This window comes from Limnohabitans sp. (assembly GCF_040400975.1).
Classification (GTDB): domain Bacteria; phylum Pseudomonadota; class Gammaproteobacteria; order Burkholderiales; family Burkholderiaceae_C; genus Limnohabitans_A.
In genome coordinates, this window is sequence record NZ_JBBAPF010000149.1 from 1 (window position 1) to 1,088 (window position 1,088).

A 1,088-nucleotide genomic window follows, 5' to 3' on the forward strand; every position below is an offset into this window, starting at 1 on the left:
TCATACCAACTACCATTGATGTTGCCGTTATTGTCATTGTTAGCCTTGTTGACCACACGAACTTCCACAGGTGTCTCTGAAGCTTGTGTGGCGCGCGGCTCACTGCTGCCATGCCCGTCGGCTTGGGTCGTCGCCTGCGCTTCTTAATAGCGCAGTTTCGCCAGACCTGCACCCAGCGGGAGTTGGACTTCTACCCGGAGGTGCAGCTGCCTTAGTAGCCCTGGAAACGTGCGTGCACGACCACTTCCCTCTCGGCTCCCGCAGCCAGGCTGCCCGAGGCCACCTTGCGGGGCATCCTGGATGGTCGGCCAAGGTTTGCATCAAGAAGCTGAAACACAAGCTCCACTGTGCTCGGCGAGCGAGGCGCCAGGCAGAGCAGAAGCTCCAGGCCGTGTCAGTCGGCAAGAACAGGAACACTGGCAACAGTATCACTCGCGAGTTCATCGCCAAGGCAGCTCTGTCTTGGCCTTCGACATGCGCTCGCTCATTTGCAGACTCTTGGCGCGACCTCGTGGGCGTGGGTGTGGCCGGGTGTTCGAGGACCACCATTACCCGAATCCGAGATGCCTTCGTCGAGGTATTGCAAGAGATGCGGGCTAGCGATTGTACGCTTGCAATTGCTTTGGCCGCTGCGTCTCCCCGACCGGCAGCATTGGCGCCAGCTTCGGCAGCATCGTCGCGAGCATCAGGATCGGCAGCTTCGTCGCCAGGCTTGATGTGTGTTTCAATATTGCACATACACGACGAAGCCTCTTTGCGATTGCGGTCCTCTGCCGACATGGACACCAAGGCCCCGAGTCGCAGTCGGAGCAGCAAGGTGCAGCAGCATGTGGTGCACTTGTTTGCTCAGGGGCAGGCGCCGGTGCGATGGCTTGCCGACTTGCACCCTCTGGCCGATAAGTCAGCCAAGGTGCTTGCCACCTCCTTGAACGCCACACTGCGCCACTTGTGCAAACCCGTGTGTTGTGCCCTTGAAATCATTGGCCTCTCGGAGAGACCTTGGTTGATTCATTGGCTCGTCGGGGACGGTGTCGGCACGAATGAGGCGGCTGCCAAGATCTTGTTTGCCTGGCTCGGAGATCAGCCCT

The 1,088-nt window shown here is 59.5% G+C and carries 1 protein-coding gene; it reads right to left on the reverse strand.

What is annotated here, in order from left to right:
* Positions 1 to 901: 901 nt before the first annotated feature.
* Positions 902 to 1,088, reverse strand: a 187-nt coding sequence (locus ABWQ00_RS16265; protein WP_353239703.1) for a hypothetical protein, incomplete at its 5' end; no start/stop codon positions are given.